Source organism: Eremococcus coleocola ACS-139-V-Col8, assembly GCF_000183205.1.
In the GTDB taxonomy this organism is placed as follows: Bacteria; Bacillota; Bacilli; order Lactobacillales; family Aerococcaceae; genus Eremococcus; species Eremococcus coleocola.
Map to the genome: position 1 here is coordinate 42,499 of NZ_AENN01000015.1, position 21,804 is coordinate 64,302.

The window sequence follows — 21,804 nt, forward strand, 5'->3', positions numbered from 1 at the left end:
ATATATTCTATTATACACGTTGCTAACAGGAATACCAAGGCAGTCTATTAATTTATTTATCATCATCCATTTTTAAAACTGCCATAAAAGCTTCTTGCGGGATTTCAACTGAACCAACAGCCTTCATCCGTTTTTTACCTTCTTTTTGTTTCTCTAAAAGTTTCTTACGACGGGAGACATCCCCACCATATAACTTAGCGGTAACATCCTTTCGGTAGGCTTTAATTGTTGTTCTAGCAATAATTTTTTGACCGATGGCAGCTTGAACTGGCACTTCGAACATCTGACGTGGAATAATCTCTTTTAATTTAGCGGCAATCGCTTTACCACGTTCATAAGCAAAATCCTTATGAACAATAATTGAAAAGGCATCAACAATCTCACCATTTAATAAAATATCTAATTTCACTAAATTTGATTCCTGATAACCGATCAATTCATAATCTAAGGAGGCATAACCTTTGGTATTTGACTTTAAGGAATCAAAGAAATCAAAGATAATTTCAGCCATAGGTAATTCATAAACGACGTTAACCCGAAACTCATCTAAATAGTCCATAGTGATAAATTTGCCCCGTTTACGCTCACATAAGTCCATCACAGCTCCCACATAATCACTTGGTACCATAATCTGAGCTTTCACGTAAGGTTCCAGTATTTTATCAATTTCGGTATTATCCGGCATTTCAGATGGGTTATCGATTCTCACTTCTTCCCCATCAGTCTTAATAATCCGGTAAATAACAGATGGAGCGGTCATAATTAAGCTAATATTAAATTCACGTTCGAGACGTTCTTGGATTACATCCATATGAAGCAAGCCTAAGAAGCCGGTTCGGAAACCAAACCCTAGTGCTTGAGAGGTTTCAGCTTCAAATTGTAGGACCGCATCATTCAGTTGTAATTTTTCCAAGGAATCACGGAGATCGTTAAAATCTCCGGAGTCAACTGGATACAAACCTGCATAAACCATCGGATTCATCTTCCGATAACCTTCTAAGGCTTGGTCCGTCGGATTGGAAGCGAGAGTAATAGTATCCCCAACCCGGGTATCTTGGATAGTTTTAATGCTAGCTGTTAGGTAGCCGACATCCCCTACCATCAGATAATCTCGTTGCACTGGATGGGGAGAAAATACCCCTACCTCGTTTACTTCAAAGGTTTTACCGTTGGACATTAATTCAATAGTATCCCCCGGTTTCACCAAACCATCTATCACCCGAATATTTAAAACAACCCCCCGATAAGGGTCATAGGCTGAATCGAAAATCAGGGCTTTAAGTGGGGCCTCTAAGTCTCCGGTAGGTTGGGGAACTTTTTGCACGATTTGTTCAAGGATTTCTTCAATCCCAATTCCCGCCTTAGCAGAGGCAAAAACCGCCTCTGAAGCATCGATACCTATCACGTCTTCAATTTCTACTTGGACACGTTCTGGGTCAGCAGCAGGTAAATCAATTTTATTAATCACGGGTAAAATCTCAAGATCATTATCAATCGCTAAATATACATTGGCTAAGGTTTGAGCTTCAATGCCTTGGGCCGCATCAACGACTAAGATAGCCCCCTCACAGGCCGCCAAAGACCGGGATACCTCATAGGAAAAATCGACATGGCCAGGTGTATCAATTAAGTGGAAAATATACTCTTGACCATCCTTAGCATTATATGTTAATTCAACCGCGTTTAACTTAATCGTAATGCCACGTTCCCGTTCCAAGTCCATTGAATCTAATAATTGATTTTGCATGTCTCGCTCAGCCACCGTCTCAGTTTGTTGTAGAATGCGGTCGGCTAAGGTTGATTTACCATGATCTATATGAGCCACAATAGAGAAATTGCGGATTTTTTTCTGTCTTGCTTTTAAGTCTTGCATATCTATCTTCATACTTATTCTCGCTTTCTCAGGAAAATCTTTAGTATATACTAATCTATCATAACAAATTTATAGCTAAGTCTACAATCTTTTCTTACGATATCGATTGATTAAATCATCAGACCAAGCAGAGTTAACTAAATTATTGAGAAACCGTGTTAAACTTTTTATAAAGTAATTACTTTAACTTAAAGTCAATTATATGAGGGAAATTTTAAGAAGACATATGTTAAAATAAGGATAAGAATAAGAAATTAAAAAGGAGAATCTCCGTGCAATTAACCAATAAAAAAATCCTCTTAGCAGTGACCGGTGGAATCGCTGCTTATAAGGCTCCCGCCATTGTTTCTTTATTACGTAAGCAAGGTGCCCAAGTCAAAGTCATTATGACCCAAGCGGCTCAAGAATTTGTCACGCCACTCACCTTTCAAACTATATCAGGAAACTATGTTTATCAAGATCTTTTTGATAAAAAACCAGCTAGTCCTTTAGTAGAACACATTGAACTAGCAAAATGGGCGGATGTCTTTGTCGTTGCCCCTGCCACTGCCAATACCATTGCCAAATTTGCCCTAGGGATCGCAGATGATTTATTAACCTCAGTTTACTTAGCGCATCGCAGCCCTCTGATTATTGTTCCAGCAATGAATACCTTTATGCTAAACCATCCTGCCACCCAAGAAAATATACAAACATTAAGGAAACGCGGACACCAGGTTCTTGACACCCAAGATGATCTTTTAGCTTGTCAGGACAAGGGGGCTGGCAAAATGCTTGAACCTGAAGATATCGTCGATGCTATTGACACCTGTCTACGACCTAAAGACTTAATCGGTAAACGCTTTACGATTACAGCTGGTCCAACCCAAGAGGCGATCGATCCGGTCCGTTATTTATCCAATTATTCATCAGGTAAAATGGGTTATGCCTTAGCTAATCAAGCAAAAAAACGGGGGGCCAAGGTCACTTTAATCTCAGGCCCCAGCCACTTACCCCGACCTAAAGTCGATCAATTTATCGAAATTAAATCAACCCTCGACCTCTTCGACGCAGTTGAAAAGAACTTTGACCAAAGTGACTGTCTGATTAAAGCGGCCGCTCCAGCTGATTTCCGCCCTGCCCAAATAGCCAATCAAAAAATTAAAAAACTTAGCCAAGGCGCTGGTTTAAACCTTGAATTAGTCAAAAATCCTGATGTTGCGCTCCACTTTGGCCAATTAAAGCAAGACCAAATAATTGTTGGTTTTGCTGCAGAATCACAAAATGAACTAGAAAATGGTCGCAAAAAACTAGAGTCTAAAAATTTTGACTTGATCGTCATTAATAATATCAAGCGAGCTGATGCAGGCTTCCAAACTGATAATAATGCCGTCACTCTACTCGACCAAAGTCAAGCAGCTGAAGAACTTCCTTTGATGTCTAAAGAAGATTTAGCCAATATTATTTTAGACCGCGTCAGTGACATGTTCATAACTAAAGCAAATACTAAATAGGTAATTTAAAAAAGGACTGAGCTTTTTCTGCTTAGTCCTGATTTTTTACAATAATTTATATACGATTATTGCCTCATTCGATTTTATCTAAATTCTCTTTCAATCTCGTTTTTGTAAACTCAATATTTGCTAGAAAGATAATTAAACTATGCTTTATTTCGCTGATAGATTAAACATAATCCTTCTAAAGTCAATAAAGGATTTATCTCAATCGGATAATCAGACAGGTTAGCGATTAACTTAGCATAATTACCTGTTGCAACTAAATTGGTTTGATCTATAGATAGGTCCATTTCCTTTACAATTGCTTTGATGATATAATCAACCATTCCAATATATCCATTAACAAGCCCAGATTGCATTGCTTGAACTGTATTTTTACCAATTAGATGACGTGGGTGCTTAATTTCTATCTTAGGTAATTTTGAAGTTGAGGCCACCAGACTATCAGCAGTAATTTTAATTCCTGGACTGATTAAGCCGCCAACGTAATCTCCTTTAACATCTATGACATCAAAAGTAAAAGCAGTCCCCATATCCATAACAATTGCTGGTGTACCGTAATTTTCTTTGACTGCCACAGCATTAACTATTCGATCTGCTCCTACTTCTTTAGGATCATCATAACGAATGTTCAATCCTGTTTTAACCCCCGCGCCAACAATCATAGGGGATTGCTTAAAAAATTTTTGACAAACAATCGGCATGGTATCCATAATATTAGGGACCACGGAAGATAAAATAATAGCACTTACTTGATCAACTTCCACAGCTTCACTAGCTAATAATTGTGTGAATAAAAGGCCATATTCATCCACTGTCTTATTTGGATCCATTGAAACACACCAATGGTGAATTAAACTTAGATCTTGGTAAAGCCCTAAATCAATATTTGAATTGCCAATATTAATCGCTAATAACATAGATCAACCCTTCTCTTTAATTCTATTTTCTTCCTAGGGCTTTGGTAATTGCCATCACTAAAATAATCGCGATAATACATTCAGGAATACCATTCACAATTCCTATTCCTAGAATCGTTTTACCAGCATTGGCTGGATCCACTCCCATAAGTGATACATATCGTTCACCATAAAAGAGATAGACACCACCCAAAAACCCTACGGTATTCGTTAAGGTGCCGACTATCGCAGCGATGACTTTATCTAAAGAAGCCTGGTAAGAATCGGCAAGTTTTGAAAATTCTAAGAGGGCCATGGCCGCCACCAGGATAAACAAACCACTATTTACCCAAATAGACATAGTATTCCCCGCTTGAATTGCTGCAAAAATTCCATGGCCTAAATAGCCTAAAATTGCTAACCAAAAAATAGATAGAGCAATCTTAGCTTTCTTAAGTCCAACATGATTTAAATAACTATAAATATAGTAAGGAAAAATCCCAATAAGAATACGCGGTAGAACTGATACTAAGGGGTTAAGGACCACAAAAGAGAAAGGAGTCGGATTTAAGATACCCTTCATCATTGAAAATACTCCAAAAATCAAGCCAACTAATGAACCAACAGCTGGGCCAAAAAGGATTGACGATGTGATAACTGGAATATGCATGGTGGTCGCACCTGTCACTCCAATTGGAATGAAACCTAAGGGAGTTGACCCCAAAACTATCGTTAACGCCCCCATAATTCCAACAATAGCAATTTTATGGGCATCAAATCTACGCATTAAAACTTTATTATTCATTTTTTTACCTCCGATCCAGTTCCAAAGGATACTGGTCTATTTTGTTATCGATATTGTTTCGTTGTTAACCATTTCTCAGTCCTAGTCTTATGATCTAGGCTGATGAATAGATTAAGGTTTAAAAATATTTTGATATGCCGGAAAGTTTTGATAGGCATCTGCCGCATACACAGCATTCATAATAGCTTTCTCCATTGCCTCAATAGCCATCACGCCTACAAGATTTAAATCTGCCATTACTTCTTGAGTGGCTAAAGCAAAAATGGTATCGCCGTCAGAAGAAGTATGCACGGGTGCAATCGTTCTAGCAAAGGCATTATGGGTCATTTCAGCTAGTTTATTGGTTTGTTCCTTATCAAAACGTGCATTGGTAGCAATACAAGCAATCGTCGTATTAGTAATCGCATTTTCCATGTGAAATTGTCGTAACAAATCGCTTGTTTTAAGAAAATGTTTCTTTTGACGGTCATAGACGCCAGCTATCTGTTCACCCTGGTTTCTGTCAAATACATCTCCCATGGCATTTAAAACCACCAAGGCTCCAACTACTAAGGACCCCAACTTAACCGAAGCTGACCCAAGTCCCGTTTTCATAATATAATTTGGTCCTAATATTTTACCAACAGAAGCTCCTGTACCTGCGCCGATGTTTCCTTGGAGCGATTCATTGACCTTTGCATTTTTTGCAGCCAAATAACCCATATGATAATCAGGACGAATTCGACTAGAGCCTAATCCCAGATCAAAAATAACCGCTGAAGACACGATAGGAACTTTAATGACTGGCGTTTGATAGCCCACCCCCTCCTCTTCTAAATATTTCATCACACCGCCAGCAGCATCTAAACCGAAGGCTGAACCTCCGGCAAGCACAATCGCATGTACTTGGTTAACCGTCTTTTTCTGACCAAATAGGTCAGTTTCTCTTGTTCCCGGCGCAGATCCCCGAACGTCTACACCGCCAACTGCACCTTTTTTTGTTAAAATAACACTACAACCTGTCATGGCTTCATAGTTCTGAGCATGACCTACTTCTATACCTGGCACATCCGTAATATAACCTTGATACACGATAATATCCCCCTTAGTTTACAATAAAATTTTAATAATACAAGTCTTTTTGGAAAGCGATTTACATACTATTGATATTTACTTTTTAAAGAATATAGACTAGCTAAGTGTAGCATGTTTACGAGGAATAAATCATACTAAGTCTTATTTTTAATTTATTTTCTTAGAGTATTACAAACTAGCTATTGATGTGGAAAAGGAGTATGATAACTTTTACATACAGTTTTTAGGCTTTATTATTAATTAACGAAAGGAAATTATGGAAGATAAAGAATATTATAAAACCGCCCTACAAATGGCCTGGCCCTCGGTACTTGAGTCCTTCTTCATCTCTCTAGCCGCTATGATTGATACCATGATGGTGGGGTCACTCGGTTCATATGCCATCGCTGCCGTAGGCTTAACTACTCAACCAAAGTTAATTGGATTCACAGCATTTATAGCAATATCAATCGCAGTTTCTGCACTTGTCGCCCGTCGTCGGGGGCAAGATGATAAATATGGGGCGAATGAGGTCTTATTAACCGCACTCATTATAGCTCTGAGTTTGTGTATTTTAATTAGTTTTGCCATGGTCTTTTATGCAGATACAATTATGCATCTTGCTGGATCCAATCAAGATACCCATACCGCATCGGTTCAATATTTTACCATTATTATGGCTGGCTTAATATTTAACGTGACCGCCATGGTCATTAATGCAGCCCAAAGGGGATCTGGTAATACCAGAATTGCCTTCACCACAAATTTGACCTCTTCCATTATTAATATCATTTTTAACTATCTATTAATAAATGGAAATTTAGGGTTTCCGGCCTTAGGCCTAAGAGGAGCAGCCTTTGCAACGGTCTTCGGGTCTTTTATTGCTATGTTGATGAGCATTCGTTCATTATTCAAGAAACAAAGTCTAGTTCAAATTCCTTATATTATAAAGGAAAAAGTTCGCATGCATAAGAGCACGGCTGCCTCTATTTTTAATCTAGGCTCAAATATGTTTATAGAGAACCTTTTTATGCGGGTGGGCTTCCTAGCAACCGCATTAACTGCAGCAAAATTAGGTACAGATTCTTTTGCGATTTATAATGCCGGTATGAATATTTTATCTCTAGGATTTTCATTTGGGGATGGGATGCAAGTAGCCGCAGTCGCCCTAGCCGGCCGTGCGCTCGGACAAAAGCGCCCGGATATCGCCGTTTTATACGGCCATGTTTGCCAACGAATCGGACTCATTATTTCAATTGGACTTTCTGCTTTTCTCCTCTTCTTTGGTGAAAATGTCATGGAAATCTACTTTGACAACCCAGAAATAATAGGTGAAGCCACCATGGTAACCCAGTTTATTATGGTTATTGTCCTTTTACAAATTTCCCAAATTATCTTTGGCGGATGTTTACGGTCTGGTGGGGATGTGCGTTATACTTTGATGGCCGGGATTATTTCAGTCACAATCATTCGTACCAGCATGACTCTCCTTTTAGTTAATGTCTTTTTACTCGGTCAAATGGGTATCTGGCTGGGTGTTTTATCTGATCAACTTTCCCGTTTTGTTCTTCTACGTCATCGCTTCAAACAAGGTAAATGGACTCAAATTGAAATATAGCAAATATTACTAAAACACTCGTCATCTTTCCATACAGGAAGATAACAAGTGTTTTTAATTTATAGAAAAATTAAAGATTAGCTAAAAGAAACGGGTTTGAAATTTGTTTGGGGTAGTTTCAATTCAAACTGACCAATAATAAAAGATGAAATAAAAGTCGTAACTAATGAAATTAAGACATTAGTAAAAGGCATATAAACTACAAATGATAAAGCTAATACAATAAAATCACTAATGAAATAGGCCATCGAGAGCGATAAATGATTGTATTTAACATTTATTAGGGCTAGACAATCTTCACCACCAGCCACACATCCCCGTGAAACAACCAAGCCGCAACCAAGTCCGACTAATATCCCTCCAATAATAGCGGCAAATAGAGGGGCATCCTGTAAAGAAGGCAAGATGGGCCCTAATTTATAACATAAACTATAAATGATTGAATAGGAAACAGTTGTAAGAATTGCCCTAGGTAGGAAAGCCCGACTCAAACATAAGAAACCAATAAAATAAAGACTTAAATCTAGAACTAGATTGACTGTGGCTGGGTTAAAGCCATTTAATTGGTAAAAAACTAAAGCTAAGCCCATTACTCCGCCCTCACTAATTCGCGCGGGAATATGAATATTTACCATAGCAAAAGCCATAATGAAATTTCCTAAATTAATCCAAGCAAAATCTTTAAGACTTATTTGGAATTTATTAGTTAAATAATTAGTGAGAGATGCAAAAGAAAATCCAATGTTTTGTTGCGTTTTAATAATAATTCAACCTCTTTTTTGTCTACACACAGAGGCTTGTGCATTTTGGCCATTAATAAAGACTACCCTGGCCGTGAGACAAGCTCCGTGCTGTACAATCTGATGGTGGTTGATGTGTTATTTTGTTTGATGATTCTTTCTTGTAAGAACTCTGATAGGCACACTTCTTCAACATAACGATCACATCAGATAGTTAGTCACAATGAAGATAGCTGAACAGATAAAAACTACCATATGGTACAAGACATTTTTTCATATGGTAACCATCGGGGTCTTACCCCATCCCCGATAGGATACCACACTAAATAAAATATATGAAATATAATAACTCTGAAATATAAGGTAAACGTTTTCTTTCTATACTTCACATCCGATTCCATCATTATCCCGATCAAACTGGGGTCTAAAACCAGGATCGCCTGGATAAATAGGTGCTTTCCCTGCTGCTTTTACCTCTTTACAATTTTTATAATAAACATCTTCATTTAAAATAGGATCTGTAAAGTTCACTTGATTGGAAGCGGTAGACGCATTAGTATTTAGATATTCGGCCTGGTTGATATAATTGATATCACCATCCACCCAGACGCGCACACCTTCATACTTGGCCTGGTCTTGGGCAGCATAAATTGCTTCTGCATAAGGGGAGTTAGGTAAGTACGCTTGGATATAACGAGCAATCGCATAACCTTCCCTAACCATAATTTCTTCTAGCAAAATACCATCAACCCAAACATGGACTAAATCACGACCATATTTATCCTTTTCTGGGCCTTCGTATTCAACCTCGATCAAATCAGCTTGGCTCAATAGCTCACTGACTCTTTTCTTAGCAGCCTTACTATAGGGAACACCCCCTCGTAATTCGGGGGCATCAATTAGTAAAAAGCGGGCTTTAATTGAGGGCTCGGTTTTTCGGTCTAAGATAAAATCTGCCGTATCCCCATCAATTACAGAATAATCAATGACTTCAAACACACTTTCTTGACTGCCTGCCCTTTGAGCAATTGTTGAATAGCCTAGCCTTTCGAAATCGATATTGGCAAAGACCAATGACTTTTGATTGGGATTCATACAAGTAAAAATAAAAATAAATAATAAAATAAATTTAAAATAATTTTTCATTTGTTCAACCTCTTTTTTCTCCTTTCTATTATAATTACAACTTAAATATTTCGTCAATATACTATTTTTATCTAATATATTTTCACGAAAAATCACTCAAAAATCTTAAATTTTACTAGTTCAATGTTACTAAGTTTAACAAAATTTTAATATTAACTTAAATGCATATACAAAAAACTAGCCCACAAGGACTAGTTTTTAATGTGACTATCAATTAAAAATATTTAATGCTTTTAAATTTCTTCTTTTTGCGTGCGTTTAGCAATAATATATTTTGGACGAGCTTTAACTTCCAGATATATCTTACCAATGTATTCCCCTATAACACCAATGGATAATAATTGGATTCCTCCCATAAAGCAGACTACAATATAGGTTGAAGCCCAACCAGCCACTGTATTATCCGTCCAATATCCATAAAATACCCATATAATTAAAAGCAAACTGAGAAGTGTCGCAAAAGCCCCCATTAAGGTTACTAAGCGAATGGGCTTAATCGACAAACTTGTAATACCATCAAAAGCTAAGGTCAACATTTTTGATAGAGGATAATGGCTCTCACCTTCCATTCGTTCATACCGTTCATACTCCACGACAGAATAATTAAAACCAATTAAAGGAATCAAGCCTCTTAGATATAAATTCACTTCTTTATAATTTGACAATTCATTTAAGACTCGCTTCGATAATAAGCGATAATCTGCATGATTATAAATGGTATCAGCACCTAAAAAGGCCATTAATTTATAAAAAAGTTGGGCTGAACTTCTTTTAAACCAAGTATCTGACTTTCGATTAGACCTCACCCCATAAACTATATCGGAACCATTTTGGTAGGCCGCGACCATTTGATCAATACAATTAATATCGTCTTGTCCATCACAATCGATAGTGATCACGATATCAGCCTGTTCTCTCGCTTCCATCATCCCAGCAAAAATAGCATTTTGGTGACCACGATTTCGACTTTGACTAATTCCTTGCGTATGGTGATTTTCCATGGAAAATCCTTCAATCAAATCCCAGGTCTTATCCTTAGACCCATCATCTACATACATAATCTGACTAAGAGGCGAAATTTTTGCTGCTTGAATTAAATTCCGAATTTTATTTAAGAATAAGGGATGAGTTTGAGGGAGTACTTTTGCTTCATTATAACAGGGAATAACTAAGTATAAGATCGGTAAGTCCATTTTATCCTCCTAAATTAGGCTAATCTTGTGAATTCCAGCCTGGTATATAGTAAACAATATCATTCAATAGTCTTGCTGCCAGTGGAATTAATGTGAATACATAGGTATAAAGATATTGACTCTTCCCTTCCCAGACCAAATGAAAAAGGAAGCCTCCAACGAGATAAATCATAAACGGTAGGAAACTTGCTTTTCCACGGAAGTGGATACAAATAAAAGCCAAACTAGCTATTAATATTAATAAATAAATTCCACGACAGGCCTGGTAGATATTGGCAAAAGTAAAAGATTCTTGATGGAGACTTCCCCCCCACTTTGAATGATAAGTTTGTGCTGCTCGAGATGTGGTCCAAAGTGACTGGAAGGTTGGTTCAGTCCATTGAGAATCAATTTTTAAATTGAAATAATCTTGAAAATAAGCTGGATTTTCTTGAAAATAAGCAATATTTTCCTTAAGTTTGGTTTGTCCAATAGCTTTCGCTTGATCATAATCATTATTTACTTGAGACATAGTATTATAATTAAAACCATTATACCATCCTGCTGACCGGTCTAAGTTTTGAGGGTCAGTTCCCATGGCGACCCATAGATTCGATGGAGACCCACTAGGAAAATACTGGTCGAGAATTAATTCATAACTAAAGGCTAATAAACGACTAGGTAATATCAAGCAAGCGATCAAGCTTAAAAGAAGAAAAACTTTTGACCAAGAATTTTTACCAATTAGACTCACGAATAAACCAATAATAATCGCAATAATTCCAATCGCGAAATTCTGTCGGATTATTACCGACAGACTAAAAGCCAAACAAGCGGTAAGGTAGTATGCCCAAGCAAATTGGCTTGCTTTGATGCCTTTCATTAGCAAATAGGCACCCAGGATTAAAAAGAAGAAACCAGGAATCAACCCATAGCCAAAGTGTACATAAATTAATTGGGGTAAAAATAAGAAGCTAAGCATAATGGTCATTGACTCTAGGCCATGACGGTCACCAAAGACGAGAAGAGTTAATTTAGCTACTAAGTAATTTATGGCTAAGATTTGCAAAAAGTTAACAAAAAATATTATTTTAGGAGAGGACCATAATCTAGTTAAGAGTCCATCATAAATCATAAGTCCTAGCTGAAAAGGATATTTTAAAAAGTAATCTTCTGAAAAAACTGCTGCCTTATTTTCTGAAAAAAGAGTTTGACTCAACTGGTAGACAATATCAGCATCTGCCCTTAGTCCAAAATCAATTTGACTGGATAAGAAAATAAAGAGAAGGCAATATATCAAAGAACAAACTATATAAACCGTTCGTCCCTTAAAGTTAGCTGCCAAAAACACGAGGGCTAAGCTCAAAGCGGCAAAAGGAAGCCATGACCAAGTCGCTTGTAAAATATCTACTTTTTCACCACCGATAAATTCTACATAAGCCATATGGTTTAGATTTCGCCAAATAATCCAAGTTAATACCAACAGGACACAAAGCTGGGCCATGTAAATTAATAATTTAGTTAAACTATTTTGCCATTGCTTCATCTTTTCATACTCCCTATCTTATCCATTGCTCATATAACTCAATCATTATACCTGACCATGATTTAAAAGACTATCCTCAATCTATATTTTTTATTGAACCTCGATAGAAGGATGGTCCTAATTTTCACCTAATATTTGAGCAACCTTTATTTTTAGATCAGGTAATACATCTTTCTTAAACCAGGGATTCTTAGCCTGCCACCTAAAGTTAAGAGGGCTGGGATGAACTAAAGGGAAATAATCAGGCAAATACTCTTGATAGCTTGCTATAGTTTGGGTCAAGTTCTTTTTAAAAGCTTTACCTAAATAAAACTTATTGGCATATGCACCAATTAATAAGGTCATTTGGATTTTAGGCATTAAGGCCAAGATGCTTTGATGATAATCATGTGCAATAAATTTCCTTGGTGGCAAATCACCACTTTTCCCCTTTCCAGGATAATAAAAGTCCATAGGCATAATCGCAACTTCTTGGCTATAAAAACTTTCTGGACCAATTCCTAACCACTCCATTAAGGTTACCCCTGACTTATCATCAAAGGGAATTAAGGACTTTTCAACATGGGATCCAGGTGCTTGACCAATAATTAGTAGTTTGGCCTCTGGATTAATTTGAAGCACCGGTGGGATTCCACGTTGACTATAACTTTCATTTCTTGGGTCTGTTTTCAAGGCTTGGATAATCTCTTCTATCGTCAAAAATCTAGCTTCCTCTCCTAATGAAATACATTATTTGTCAAAATTAGCTTGCCACTGATCTACTTTAAAACCAATTAAGATTTGATCCTTTTCTACTAATATGGGACGTTTAATCAGCATCCCATCACTCGCTAACAGTTCTATTTGTTGGTCTAAGGACAGGGTATTCAGCTTATCCTTGAGTCCCAGTTCTTTATATTTATTACCAGACGTATTAAAAAATCGTTTAATTGGCACCCCAGAAACTAGATACCATTCCTTTAACTCTTCGGGCCTAGGCGTATCTTCCAGTATATGGCGACTTTCAAAGCCAATATTATTTTCTAGTAACCACTTTTCTGCACGTTTACATGTTGAACATTGAGGTAAATGAATGAATTGCATGGATCCAGACTCCTTTCAAGACTTAGTTCAAAGACAACTACTGTTTTATTGTAACCCTGCTAGATAGAAATACAAGTAATTGGATAGTAATTCATTGAAGGCTAATTATAAAATCGTTATAATCATACTAGAATTGGGAGGAATATATGAAAAAATTAATACGCCTACTTTTCTTGTTAGTCACCCTTTACTCTGCCCTAGCTTGTCAAAGTAATTCAAGTAATCCAAGTCAAGCTAACCAAGAAAAACAAGAAAGCCAGCTTCAGGATAGTCAATTTAGACTATCAGATCTAGAAAACACCCAACATTTCAATCGTCATGCCTTAGAACATATTTTTTACGGTAGTATCAATCGCAAAGGTAATGCAACGGGTTACCATTACGAAGGTATCAGTCAAATGGCTCAAATTCTGCCTGACACCCGTTCCAAGAATGATAAGCATGGGGTTTACCGGGCTAAAGTAAAGATTGAAGGGCAAAAGAAAAAAGCCATGTCCACCTTCTTCCCCAAAGATTGGAGCCCCCAAGAAGTCGTTGATGCCATCAATGAGGCCTATGACATGGCTGATCATGTTTCAGGCAATATCTATGAAGGAGCTAGTCAAGGCATTACTATCCAAATGTATTTAACGGATGATCAGAAAATTATTTCGGCATTTCCAATTTATGAAAGGTAGATAAAAATGTATTATTATTTTGAAAAAAACAAAGGAAAATGGCATGTTAAGCTAGATGGTAAGGATAAAGACCTACTTGATAGTTTCTTACAAGTGGAAGGAGCTAGTTTTGCCGACCTCATTATGGATGCAATCCAAGAAGTCAAAACTAGCAGACAAAAAAGTGAATTTTCAGGAAATACCTTTAGTCTGAACTTAGATTCTAATCAAGCTCTTATCAGCGATGAACTAGGAGAACAAGAAATAAAACTAACCAGCCAAGACTTTATTTCAATTTTTCTTTTCTGGTCGCGCTTAAGTCGTCGCTAAGCAAACTTCTCTTATTAAATTTGAATACATTCAAAAAATCGCCTGCTGAGTGGATTTAAATCCTGCAGGCGATTTTGTTAATTTTATGAATATCGAAAAAGATAAAAATAAATTCTTGAAAGGAAGTCCTTACTACATGGATAGAGACTTCAAATCTGAAAAAGCATCTGTAATTAATTTTTCATCCATTTCCTTACCAATCAAAACCAGTTGCGTCTTCATTTTGTCATTATTAACCACTGGGGCAAACTGATAATTCATAGAAACACCTTGAAGTAAGTAGGCATGGTCTTGATTAGTCAATTTGATAAAGCCTTTATAACGATAAAGTCGGTCTTGTTGTGACATCATAAGCCAATCAATGAAATATTGAACTTGATTACCATCTAAAGGTAAAGAAGTCTCTAGATAGATAGTTTCAATCCCATGGTGGTCATGATGATGGCCATGATTATGACCTTCTTCGTGATGATGGTGATGGTCATGGTCATAGTTACTTTCCTCCGCCTGCAGCATGGCCTGTAATTCTTCAGGTTCAAATACTTTATTATATAATCCTTGATTGAAGAATTGATGGCTTTCAATAGGAACATCTAAGTCAAAGGGAATAACTTGAGCAAATGGATTTAAATGACTGAGGTCTGCTTTAATCACGGAGGCATCTTCTTGACCTAGCTTAGAAAGATAAATCCGGTCTGCAAAGACTATCTGTTGAGAAACTTCTTCAAATTTTGTCAATGAGTCTTTATAATTAATGGCATCGACCACAGTATACACGGAATCAACAAAGAAAAAGTGGTCATTCCCTGCCATTAATTGAATTGTTTGTACAATAGGTCTAGGGTCAGCAATCCCTGTCGTTTCAATAATGATATGTTTTAAATTCCACATCCCAGTTTGATACATATCACGAATATTCTTTAAGATGGCTAATAAATCTGACCTTAAATTACAACAAATACAGCCTTGATTTAACTGATAAATTTCTTCAACTGATTCAAAGATTAATTTATGGTCTACTCCGACATCGCCGACTTCATTTTCAATCACGGCAATTTCTTTGACATTTTGACTAGTTTTTAAGACTTGATTTATTAAACTAGTTTTACCAGAGCCTAAAAATCCGGAAACTAAGGTAATTGGAATTCCCATTGTGAACCTCTTTCTATCAAAACAGTAACCACTACGATTTATTCGATAAGTCTTATCATAATACCGAGCATTGAAATTGTCAATATTTGAGCCTATAAAGGTTGATATTGTCAGTTCGAACTCAAAACCCTATAATAAATGTATTAGAAATGGAGTTGACCTATGAATAAAATAAATAAACTAATTAAAGGCATCTGTCTATGTCTTGTTTTTGCATTAGTGGCTTGGTTTTTAGGACAAGTATTCCCCTTGATTGGTGGACCCGTCTTTGGCATTTTGCTAGGTATGTTATGTCATAATTTGGTCAAAGATGCGAAAGACTATCAAGTGGGGATTAAATTTACTGCTAAAAAAGTCCTTCAAGCAGCCGTTGTTCTATTAGGCTTTGGCTTAAATCTCAACATTATTCTCAAAACTGGAGCACAATCCCTACCGATTATTCTTTCGACCATCACTGTGGCCTTGGCCTTGGCTTACCTAATGCAAAAAGTATTAAAATTACCCCTTAACCTTGCTACCCTGATTGGGGTTGGGTCTTCGATTTGTGGCGGTTCAGCTATTGCTGCAACAGCACCAGTAATTGATGCGGATGACCAAGAAGTTGCTCAAGCTATTTCTGTTATATTTCTATTTAATGTCATTGCTGCTCTGGTTTTCCCAAGTTTAGGTCAAGCTTTAGGGTTTGACACAAGTAGCGGCCAAGCTTTTGGTATTTTTGCAGGAACCGCAGTCAACGATACTTCTTCAGTTACAGCCACTGCAGCTACTTGGGATTCCTTGTACCACTTAGGTAGCCAAACCTTAGACAAAGCTGTAACCGTAAAACTTACCCGAACCCTAGCTATTATACCGATTACACTCGGCCTAAGTTTTATCCAAAGTAAAAAGAATAGGACACACGATCAAAGATTTTCATTCAAGCGAGCTTTCCCTACCTTTATCCTATATTTCATCCTTGCTTCACTCATCACTAGTTTATTTTCCAGCTTTGGTTTCAATCCTTCCCTCTTTAATCCCCTAAAGACTCTATCAAAATTTATGATAGTCATGGCCATGGTAGCGATTGGTTTAAATACCAACCTAATCCAACTCATCCGTAAAGGGATTAAACCGATTTCTTTAGGCTTTACCTGTTGGCTTGGTATAACCCTAGTCAGCCTGGTCATGCAAAAGGTCATGGGCTTACTTTAAACTTATCCTTATATTCAAAAAGGTTCCTCTGCTTGCTAGTCATGCGAGGAACCTTTCAATTAAATTGTGCTTACTTCCTTGAATCTTCAAAATATTCAAAGATTTCTTGATCAGGATCTTGGTCTTGATGAAATTGATGGTATAGATCAATAATCTCTTGTTTATGCTTGTTCCATAAATCTTGGCCTTCTTTTATTTGTTCCTTGGTAAAAGCTTGATTCTCTGCTTGTTGACGTTTCACCAAGGCTAACATTGCTGCCTTTTCTTGTGGATCCTGTATTTGATCTATGCGAGATTGAATGGTCTCCCTAGCCATCTCACGATATTCCCGAGCCCGAGACCGTTCTAATTCGATGTGCTTATGAATAATCATCATCATTTCACGTGGTGAATGAAAAATCTCAACCACTGCGTTGACCGGATCTGCATCCACTAAGGAATAAGTCAGCTTACCTAATAATGGCATAACAAAGACAGTTAGGGCTCCTGCGGCAACTAATACTGAAGCAATATCTGCTTGCATTAAACCTGCTCTCTGTGCTATTCCTGTAATTGCTACAATTAATGGTAAGGCTGTAGTACAATAAAAGGCCACTGAAAACCGATTGTGTATATCCAGTCTATCCTCTTTATCCTTCTCCAAGGAAAGTGATACTACAATCGGGATAGCCCGAATTAAAACTAAACCTAGTATAAAAACGACTAGTAAGATGGGATACTTTAGCACGGCCGCTAAATCAATATGAGCACCTGATACAATAAAGAACAGGGGCACTAAAAAACCATAAGCAATACCATCTAACTTTTCCTCAAGATCCTTGTTATCTGCCGGACTGATATATCTTAAAACAAATCCAGCAGCAAAGGCTCCTAAGACAATATCCAATTCAAAAACAGCTGAAAAAGCGACCAGTAAAATTAATAATAAGATAGTTAGACGAACCATTGATTGAGAAGTAGTTTTGGCCTTAGCCTCAATAAAATTGTAAAGACGCGTATCATGTTCAACTGCCTTATTGGCAATGAATGAGATCCAAAGACAAATAATCACTAAGAGGCCCAAAATTAAACCTGTGGCCCAAGTGGCGCGGGTCGATAATAAAACTGCCATGGCCAAGACCGTGGCCAATTCTCCCCAAGTTCCGTAGGCAATCACTTTGTCTCCAATGACTGTATCCATTATGCCTTCTTCTTTTAAAATCGGCATCAAAGCCCCTAGAGCGGTCGTCGTAAACAGTAAGGCGGTGGCAATCTTACCTTGAGTGCCACTAGCCAATTGAGGCAAAAAACTAGTTAAAATAAAGGCAATTAATAATGAAACTGCCCAAGTTGCCAAGCCTTTTTTACCATCTTTTGCTGTTAAAACCCGTGGATTAATTTCATAACCCGCTAAAAGAAATAGAAAAGCACATCCTAGTTCAGATAAAACAGTAATTGCATTACTATCGGCTTTAATTAAGTCAAACATATTGGGTCCAAGAATTGCCCCAGCTACGATTAGAAGAACCGTTTCTGGTACAATTTGTTTGGGTATTATTCTTGCGACTATCGGTGTAAATGCTGAAATACCAGCGATAATCATGAGTGAGATAAACATTTCTGTCATCGTTTTCTCCTCCTATCAATATAAAAAGTCTACTTTATAAAGTAAATTATACACTGTTTCATAAAAATAGGCCTGACCTATGCTTATGAACAGAAAATATAGGAGAAATACCAATTATTTATCAGCTGAAAATAGTGCCGAAAGATTAGCAAAGGGATTATTTTCAATTAGTTCTTGGTTAGCTTGCTGAAGGTAACTTTCATTTTCTTCAAGTTCCAGTAATTTTTCATAGACTAATGCAGTCATTCGGGCATCGTTCAAGCTATTATGGCCTCTTCCCTTAATTTTAAAATAATTCGCAACGGCTTGCAGACTAAGACCTCGACTACCCGCCAGATAAGAATCACGGCGGTTTCTTGCTTCTTCGTAAACATCAATTTGATACTGGGCATCTAAGTCTAAATTATTTGCCTTAAGTAAAGGTAAATCACTTTTTAAGGCATTATAACCGATTAAGGGTAGGTCACCCACAAAATCCTTAAATTCATTCATCACCGTATCTATCTTTGGCGCGGCTTGTATCTGGTCTAAGGTAATGCCAGTCAATCCAGAAATAAAACTCGGAATTGCATGGTCGGTATTCACAAAGCTATCAAAGTGAGCAACCTCCTGCCCCTGTTTAAATCGGACGGCTGAAACTTGAATAATCTGACTATCTTCCTCAAAAGAGGTGAACTCTAAATCAAAAGCAATGTAATCTTTTAAACGTTCCATTGATTTCCTCCATTAAAATTTAAATATATAGATTAAATATAGGGCATTAAAATAGCATCCTCTACCGTCACCCTTCTTTCTAGTAATTACCAAAATAATCTAACTATATAAGCCTACATAGATCATAAATCTTTCCAAAAAGATAAATTTAATAGAATCACTAAAAAGAATACTCAGTCATTTTAGTCCCGAGTAGGCACTATAAAAAATAAGGTAATTAACATTGAAATTGTGATAAAAGTTAAGCCAGCTTTTAACCATAAGGAAGGTGCAAAAAAAATAGAAATCCCCATCAAGATAAGGAAATTAAAAGCCATTTTCTTTTTCCGCTGATGAGGAATAGAACGAGTTTCAAGATAATCGGCCACATAGAACTGATAGATTTTAGTCTGTTTTAACCATGTGTCAAACCTTTCAGAAGACCTTGCAAAACAATAGGCAGTCAAAAGGATGAAGGGGGTCGTCGGTAAAACTGGCAAAATAACTCCCATTGAACCTAAGAAAAAAGAAATAAAACCAATAATCAGATATAAAATTTTCACAGTCACACTCCTAAAATGTTTGTAAATATTATGAATAAAGCTTTTTTTGATTCAAAAATAATTGTTTACGAAAATCAGCTTGACGTATCTCTGACACTTGGTCTAAAGTATCGTTCAAACTGGATTCCAAAGCAAGCAATATCTTATCGACACCTACTTCTTGCCCATTAATATGGCTAGCTGGTAAATCACTTTCTAGTAAAAGTCGCTCCGCAGGTACTTGTTTAATATAAGCCCGTCCCTTCTTTCGTTGTAACATCTCCGGATGAACCGATATATAGCCACCTAATCGAATTAATTGAGTTAATTCATCAGACTTCCCATTAAAACGATGAAAAATGGGAATGATTTTCTGACCTAATTGCGAGGACCATGGCATTAAAACACCTAAAACTTCACTTGCTGATCTGACGGTATGAATCGACAAGATGTATTTCTTATCCTGTCCTCTCTGGTCCCCAAGCATATTAAAAATCTCTGCCAAAACATAGGTTTGAAGACTTTGATTAGCCTGGCTTAAACGTTTGGGATTCCAGTCCAGACCAATTTCGCCAATATAATGGGTTTGATTCAAATTATCGGAAAAAATCTTAAGTTCCTGGTCAGCCTGTTGATATGATGTGATATACCAGGGATGAAAACCTAAGGATGGAATGACTTCTTTAGGATTTCCTTGAGATTTTAGAAAGTCTATGAGCCCATTATACTGCGACGGCAAAACAGTTTGCCCGACCAACCTCAGGCCATGCTTTTTCAGTTGGTCAATTAAGGCTGTCCTTAAATTGCGGTCTTGAATAAAATCAAAATGGTAATGACTATCAATTATTTGCATCTTAGTCATCTCATCCCTTTGGGCATGGCTTCAAGTTTAGTTAAGCGCCGAATCACTTTTCCGGCTAACATTTGTCCCATAATCGGTGGCATATATGACATAGAACCCAGGGTAGCCCCCTTTTCTCGGCCTTGAGGATTTGACACTTTAAATGGGATTTCATTAGAATATAAGACCTCTAAATTTTTTATATCACGTTTACGACATTCTCGGCGCATGACTTTGGAGAGAGGACAATAAGTCGTATGTTCAATAAAATCAAATTTTAAATAAGATGGATCTAATTTGTTGGCTGCCCCCATTGCAGCTAAAAGAGGCAGGTCTTGACTTTGGCACCACTGCGCTATGGTTAATTTGGGAGAAACAGTATCAATACAATCAATGACATAGTCTGGTCTGCCAAATTGCCCTAGAAGCTCATTAATATTATCTTTATGAAGAAAAGCCGCCATACTTTCCAACTGACAATCAGGATTAATATCCTTGATAATATCTGCCATAACCTCTACTTTTAAACGTCCCAGGGTTGATTCGAAAGCCAAGGCCTGACGGTTAATATTTGATCGTTCAATCCGGTCACGATCTACGAGAATAAGCTGGCCCACCCCACCACGAGCTAAGGCAATGGCACAAGCAGAGCCAACTCCGCCTAATCCTAACACCATTACTTTAGCCTTGGCCAAATCTCTTAGTCCCTCATTGTTTAATAATAAGCGTAATCGATCCAAACGTTCTGATTTTATATCCATACTTCAATTCCTTCTATAAATAGTCTAAAACCCACTGAATACCATCTGCTAACCGTTTTTCTGAATTTTGAACATGATTGCCAGAGTTCCATTGGGGGTAAGACTTACTTGTATTTCTTTTTAAGTAGTCCGCTTGCAAAAGAAAACGGTCTGCCACCTGAGCCATCGTCTGATTTTTTGTCTTCGCTTCCTTATCCCCTAAACTTAGATAAACAAGGGGGCTCAAGCAAGTATTCTTATCAATATACTTATCCCAATCTTGATACCAAACTGAAGGTGAGGCTGGGACAAAGCATGCAAAAATTTTAGTTTGATAGCTAGACCATAAGCTAAAGAGTCCACCTAAGGAATAGCCTAGCAAAATTACAGGAAAAATCTGAGGATTGTATTTTACAAGTAAGTCTATAAGAATAAAGTCTAAAATAACTTGAGCTTGACCGGAAAAATCCTTTTTACCAAAAAGTGCAGGAGCTGGCCAAGGGCTCATCTCAGCCTCCCAATCAAGAATTTCCAGGCCAATAAAAGAAAAGTTTAATTTTGTTTGTTTTATCAGGTGTAATTATCTATCCAATAATTCAACATCATGGTAATCACACACTCG

Annotated in this window: 22 protein-coding genes; 5 read left to right on the forward strand and 17 right to left on the reverse strand. The window is 37.2% G+C overall.

Translation table 11 applies throughout. From position 1 onward, the window contains the following. Nucleotides 1–52 precede the first annotated feature (52 nt). Complete coding sequence (lepA, locus tag HMPREF9257_RS03905) at nt 53–1,885, reverse strand: translation elongation factor 4 (RefSeq protein WP_006418364.1); 1,833 nt, start codon at nt 1,883–1,885, stop codon at nt 53–55. Between the two features lie 260 nt (nt 1,886–2,145). Here lepA and coaBC point away from each other — a divergent pair, with 260 nt between their 5' ends. Further along, on the forward strand, nt 2,146–3,366 hold the full coding sequence (coaBC, locus tag HMPREF9257_RS03910) for a bifunctional phosphopantothenoylcysteine decarboxylase/phosphopantothenate--cysteine ligase CoaBC (protein ID WP_006418202.1): 1,221 nt from the start codon (nt 2,146–2,148) through the stop codon (nt 3,364–3,366). 146 nt (nt 3,367–3,512) lie between these two features. On the opposite strand, the gene HMPREF9257_RS03915 is transcribed toward coaBC, so the two are convergent. The 3 genes from HMPREF9257_RS03915 to HMPREF9257_RS03925 form a co-directional block, all read right to left on the reverse strand. Continuing rightward, a complete protein-coding gene (locus tag HMPREF9257_RS03915) occupies nt 3,513–4,289 on the reverse strand; it encodes a type III pantothenate kinase (RefSeq protein ID WP_006418184.1) in 777 nt (258 codons plus the stop codon). A gap of 22 nt (nt 4,290–4,311) precedes the next feature. Beyond that, nucleotides 4,312–5,073 (reverse strand): ECF transporter S component, encoded by a 762-nt coding sequence (locus HMPREF9257_RS03920; RefSeq protein WP_006418528.1) that lies wholly within the window; start codon nt 5,071–5,073, stop codon nt 4,312–4,314. Between the two features lie 111 nt (nt 5,074–5,184). Then, nucleotides 5,185–6,144, reverse strand: a complete 960-nt coding sequence (locus HMPREF9257_RS03925) for a P1 family peptidase (RefSeq protein WP_006418371.1) — start codon at nt 6,142–6,144, stop codon at nt 5,185–5,187. Nucleotides 6,145–6,403: 259 nt separating this feature from the next. On the opposite strand from HMPREF9257_RS03925, the gene HMPREF9257_RS03930 reads away from it, so the two are divergent. Further along, the gene (locus HMPREF9257_RS03930) at nt 6,404–7,744 is read left to right on the forward strand and encodes an MATE family efflux transporter (protein WP_006418134.1); all 1,341 of its coding nucleotides are present in this window, start codon (nt 6,404–6,406) and stop codon (nt 7,742–7,744) included. Nucleotides 7,745–7,821: 77 nt separating this feature from the next. Here HMPREF9257_RS03930 and HMPREF9257_RS03935 read toward each other — a convergent pair whose 3' ends face one another. The 6 genes from HMPREF9257_RS03935 to HMPREF9257_RS03960 form a co-directional block, all read right to left on the reverse strand. Further along, on the reverse strand, nt 7,822–8,511 hold the full coding sequence (locus HMPREF9257_RS03935; RefSeq protein WP_342610063.1) for a YitT family protein: 690 nt from the start codon (nt 8,509–8,511) through the stop codon (nt 7,822–7,824). A gap of 351 nt (nt 8,512–8,862) precedes the next feature. Next, nucleotides 8,863–9,630 (reverse strand): thermonuclease family protein, encoded by a 768-nt coding sequence (locus HMPREF9257_RS09425; RefSeq protein WP_006418390.1) that lies wholly within the window; start codon nt 9,628–9,630, stop codon nt 8,863–8,865. Nucleotides 9,631–9,863: 233 nt separating this feature from the next. Beyond that, the gene (locus HMPREF9257_RS03945; protein ID WP_006418334.1) at nt 9,864–10,823 is read right to left on the reverse strand and encodes a glycosyltransferase family 2 protein; all 960 of its coding nucleotides are present in this window, start codon (nt 10,821–10,823) and stop codon (nt 9,864–9,866) included. Between the two features lie 19 nt (nt 10,824–10,842). Continuing rightward, nucleotides 10,843–12,348 (reverse strand): hypothetical protein, encoded by a 1,506-nt coding sequence (locus tag HMPREF9257_RS03950; RefSeq protein ID WP_006418201.1) that lies wholly within the window; start codon nt 12,346–12,348, stop codon nt 10,843–10,845. Between the two features lie 117 nt (nt 12,349–12,465). Beyond that, complete coding sequence (locus tag HMPREF9257_RS03955; protein WP_006418370.1) at nt 12,466–13,047, reverse strand: uracil-DNA glycosylase family protein; 582 nt, start codon at nt 13,045–13,047, stop codon at nt 12,466–12,468. Nucleotides 13,048–13,077: 30 nt separating this feature from the next. Next, nucleotides 13,078–13,431, reverse strand: a complete 354-nt coding sequence (locus HMPREF9257_RS03960; RefSeq protein WP_006418463.1) for an arsenate reductase family protein — start codon at nt 13,429–13,431, stop codon at nt 13,078–13,080. A gap of 146 nt (nt 13,432–13,577) precedes the next feature. Here HMPREF9257_RS03960 and HMPREF9257_RS03965 point away from each other — a divergent pair, with 146 nt between their 5' ends. Next, nucleotides 13,578–14,108, forward strand: a complete 531-nt coding sequence (locus tag HMPREF9257_RS03965; RefSeq protein WP_006418369.1) for an EndoU domain-containing protein — start codon at nt 13,578–13,580, stop codon at nt 14,106–14,108. Between the two features lie 6 nt (nt 14,109–14,114). After that, complete coding sequence (locus tag HMPREF9257_RS03970; RefSeq protein ID WP_006418200.1) at nt 14,115–14,417, forward strand: hypothetical protein; 303 nt, start codon at nt 14,115–14,117, stop codon at nt 14,415–14,417. Nucleotides 14,418–14,549: 132 nt separating this feature from the next. Here the strand turns inward: HMPREF9257_RS03970 and HMPREF9257_RS03975 are convergent, their stop codons facing one another. Next, on the reverse strand, nt 14,550–15,569 hold the full coding sequence (locus tag HMPREF9257_RS03975) for a CobW family GTP-binding protein (RefSeq protein WP_006418425.1): 1,020 nt from the start codon (nt 15,567–15,569) through the stop codon (nt 14,550–14,552). A 162-nt stretch (nt 15,570–15,731) separates the two neighbouring features. Here HMPREF9257_RS03975 and HMPREF9257_RS03980 point away from each other — a divergent pair, with 162 nt between their 5' ends. After that, nucleotides 15,732–16,760: a YeiH family protein gene (locus tag HMPREF9257_RS03980; protein WP_006418295.1), complete on the forward strand. Its 1,029-nt coding sequence runs from the start codon at nt 15,732–15,734 to the stop codon at nt 16,758–16,760. Between the two features lie 70 nt (nt 16,761–16,830). Here the strand turns inward: HMPREF9257_RS03980 and HMPREF9257_RS03985 are convergent, their stop codons facing one another. From HMPREF9257_RS03985 to HMPREF9257_RS04010, 6 genes are all read right to left on the reverse strand, one after another. After that, nucleotides 16,831–18,366 (reverse strand): cation:proton antiporter, encoded by a 1,536-nt coding sequence (locus HMPREF9257_RS03985; protein WP_006418514.1) that lies wholly within the window; start codon nt 18,364–18,366, stop codon nt 16,831–16,833. 114 nt (nt 18,367–18,480) lie between these two features. Continuing rightward, nucleotides 18,481–19,080: a 3'-5' exonuclease gene (locus tag HMPREF9257_RS03990; RefSeq protein ID WP_006418276.1), complete on the reverse strand. Its 600-nt coding sequence runs from the start codon at nt 19,078–19,080 to the stop codon at nt 18,481–18,483. A gap of 182 nt (nt 19,081–19,262) precedes the next feature. Beyond that, nucleotides 19,263–19,622 (reverse strand): YbaN family protein, encoded by a 360-nt coding sequence (locus HMPREF9257_RS03995; RefSeq protein ID WP_006418171.1) that lies wholly within the window; start codon nt 19,620–19,622, stop codon nt 19,263–19,265. Between the two features lie 28 nt (nt 19,623–19,650). Continuing rightward, nucleotides 19,651–20,454: a TatD family hydrolase gene (locus HMPREF9257_RS04000; protein WP_006418500.1), complete on the reverse strand. Its 804-nt coding sequence runs from the start codon at nt 20,452–20,454 to the stop codon at nt 19,651–19,653. A 5-nt stretch (nt 20,455–20,459) separates the two neighbouring features. Further along, complete coding sequence (locus HMPREF9257_RS04005) at nt 20,460–21,203, reverse strand: tRNA threonylcarbamoyladenosine dehydratase (protein ID WP_006418381.1); 744 nt, start codon at nt 21,201–21,203, stop codon at nt 20,460–20,462. Nucleotides 21,204–21,216: 13 nt separating this feature from the next. Continuing rightward, complete coding sequence (locus HMPREF9257_RS04010) at nt 21,217–21,690, reverse strand: alpha/beta hydrolase (RefSeq protein WP_006418260.1); 474 nt, start codon at nt 21,688–21,690, stop codon at nt 21,217–21,219. Nucleotides 21,691–21,804 lie beyond the last annotated feature (114 nt).

Excerpts from the sequence above, each read along its gene's own strand:
- lepA (WP_006418364.1), bottom strand. The coding sequence starts at position 1,885 with ATGAAGATAGATATGCAAGACTTAAAAGCAAGACAGAAAAAAATCCGC.
- HMPREF9257_RS03915 (WP_006418184.1), bottom strand. The coding sequence starts at position 4,289 with ATGTTATTAGCGATTAATATTGGCAATTCAAATATTGATTTAGGGCTT.
- HMPREF9257_RS03920 (WP_006418528.1), bottom strand. The coding sequence starts at position 5,073 with ATGAATAATAAAGTTTTAATGCGTAGATTTGATGCCCATAAAATTGCT.
- HMPREF9257_RS03930 (WP_006418134.1), top strand. The coding sequence starts at position 6,404 with ATGGAAGATAAAGAATATTATAAAACCGCCCTACAAATGGCCTGGCCC.
- HMPREF9257_RS09425 (WP_006418390.1), bottom strand. The coding sequence starts at position 9,630 with ATGAAAAATTATTTTAAATTTATTTTATTATTTATTTTTATTTTTACT.
- HMPREF9257_RS03945 (WP_006418334.1), bottom strand. The coding sequence starts at position 10,823 with ATGGACTTACCGATCTTATACTTAGTTATTCCCTGTTATAATGAAGCA.
- HMPREF9257_RS03950 (WP_006418201.1), bottom strand. The coding sequence starts at position 12,348 with ATGAAGCAATGGCAAAATAGTTTAACTAAATTATTAATTTACATGGCC.
- HMPREF9257_RS03960 (WP_006418463.1), bottom strand. The coding sequence starts at position 13,431 with ATGCAATTCATTCATTTACCTCAATGTTCAACATGTAAACGTGCAGAA.
- HMPREF9257_RS03965 (WP_006418369.1), top strand. The coding sequence starts at position 13,578 with ATGAAAAAATTAATACGCCTACTTTTCTTGTTAGTCACCCTTTACTCT.
- HMPREF9257_RS03970 (WP_006418200.1), top strand. The coding sequence starts at position 14,115 with ATGTATTATTATTTTGAAAAAAACAAAGGAAAATGGCATGTTAAGCTA.
- HMPREF9257_RS03975 (WP_006418425.1), bottom strand. The coding sequence starts at position 15,569 with ATGGGAATTCCAATTACCTTAGTTTCCGGATTTTTAGGCTCTGGTAAA.
- HMPREF9257_RS03980 (WP_006418295.1), top strand. The coding sequence starts at position 15,732 with ATGAATAAAATAAATAAACTAATTAAAGGCATCTGTCTATGTCTTGTT.
- HMPREF9257_RS03985 (WP_006418514.1), bottom strand. The coding sequence starts at position 18,366 with ATGACAGAAATGTTTATCTCACTCATGATTATCGCTGGTATTTCAGCA.
- HMPREF9257_RS03990 (WP_006418276.1), bottom strand. The coding sequence starts at position 19,080 with ATGGAACGTTTAAAAGATTACATTGCTTTTGATTTAGAGTTCACCTCT.
- HMPREF9257_RS04000 (WP_006418500.1), bottom strand. The coding sequence starts at position 20,454 with ATGCAAATAATTGATAGTCATTACCATTTTGATTTTATTCAAGACCGC.
- HMPREF9257_RS04005 (WP_006418381.1), bottom strand. The coding sequence starts at position 21,203 with ATGGATATAAAATCAGAACGTTTGGATCGATTACGCTTATTATTAAAC.
- HMPREF9257_RS04010 (WP_006418260.1), bottom strand. The coding sequence starts at position 21,690 with ATGAGCCCTTGGCCAGCTCCTGCACTTTTTGGTAAAAAGGATTTTTCC.